This window comes from Mesorhizobium sp. M7A.F.Ca.AU.002.02.1.1 (assembly GCF_003998535.1).
GTDB classification, from domain to species: domain Bacteria; phylum Pseudomonadota; class Alphaproteobacteria; order Rhizobiales; family Rhizobiaceae; genus Mesorhizobium; species Mesorhizobium ciceri.
In genome coordinates this window covers 1-1126 of record NZ_RZPB01001236.1, presented here as the reverse complement: position 1 = coordinate 1126, position 1126 = coordinate 1, and the positions used below count along the sequence as shown (strand labels likewise).

2 protein-coding genes are annotated in these 1126 nt (G+C 63.2%); one reads left to right on the top strand and one right to left on the bottom strand.

What is annotated here, in order from left to right:
* Nucleotides 1–30: 30 nt before the first annotated feature.
* Nucleotides 31–567, bottom strand: a complete 537-nt coding sequence (locus EN879_RS36775; RefSeq protein WP_181172690.1) for a L,D-transpeptidase — start codon at nucleotides 565–567, stop codon at nucleotides 31–33.
* A 144-nt stretch (nucleotides 568–711) separates the two neighbouring features.
* Here EN879_RS36775 and EN879_RS36770 point away from each other — a divergent pair.
* Nucleotides 712–1126: response regulator transcription factor (locus EN879_RS36770; RefSeq protein ID WP_164774882.1), on the top strand; the 415-nt coding region annotated here is incomplete at its 3' end.

Genomic DNA, 1126 nt, shown 5'->3' with positions numbered 1-1126 from the left:
CCCCTACTCCCCTACTATCTTACTATCTTACTATCTTACCACCCTCACCACCGTCCGGTCCGACAGCAGCGGCAGCAGCCGCGCCATGGTTTGCGCCGTGACAGCCACGCAGCCTTGCGTCGGCGTGAAGCCGGGGCGCGCCAGATGGAAGAAGATGGCGCTGCCGCGCCCGCGCCGGCGCGGCGACAGGTTCCAGTCGAGCACCAGGCAGGCATCGTAGAGCCTGTCGTCGCGCCGCATGCGTTCGTGGCTGGCGCCATAGGGAATCCTGACCGGCCTGTTGTAGTTGCGGTCGTCAGGCACTTCGCACCAGCCCAGATCGGGCCCGATCGGCGTCATCGCCAGCCGGGTCCTGCGGCCGCTGGAGAACTGATCCCCCCGGAAATACCCCGACAGGATCCGCATCGCGGCCAGCGGCGTGGCGCCGTCGCCTTCGCGCTTGTCGGCCGAGATGCCGCCGCGCCCCAGCGCACAGGCAAACACCGTTTTCCCGGCCTGCAGCAGGCCCTGGCTTGGATGCCCAGGCCTCGCCCGCACGGTCAGCACACGCAGCCCTTTTCGCAAAATTGCGCCGGCTGCATTGCGATCGTGTTTTTTCTTGTATGATCGTGCCACGGAACAAATCACTGTGAACGGCTGTTACGCCGGTCAGCTTCCGCATAAACAGGCAGCGGTCAACTGAATTTTCTTTTCAAAACAACGGATTGATCCATGACTTCACGCACCATACTGATCGTCGACGACGATGACGACCTGCGCGGCACGCTGGTCGAGCAATTATCCCTTTACGAGGAATTCGACGTGCTGCAGGAATCGACTGCGGCAAAAGGTGTCGCCGCAGCGCGCGGCGGCCTCATCGATCTGCTCATCATGGATGTCGGGCTGCCCGACATGGATGGCCGCGAAGCGGTGAAGATCCTGCGCAAGGGCGGCTACAAGGCGCCCATCATCATGCTGACCGGTCACGACACCGATTCGGATACGATTCTTGGTCTCGAGGCCGGCGCCAACGACTATGTGACGAAGCCGTTCCGCTTCGCCGTGCTGCTGGCGCGCATTCGGGCGCAGTTGCGCCAGCATGAGCAGAGCGAGGATGCCACCTTCTCCGTCAGCCGCACCTTGCCGC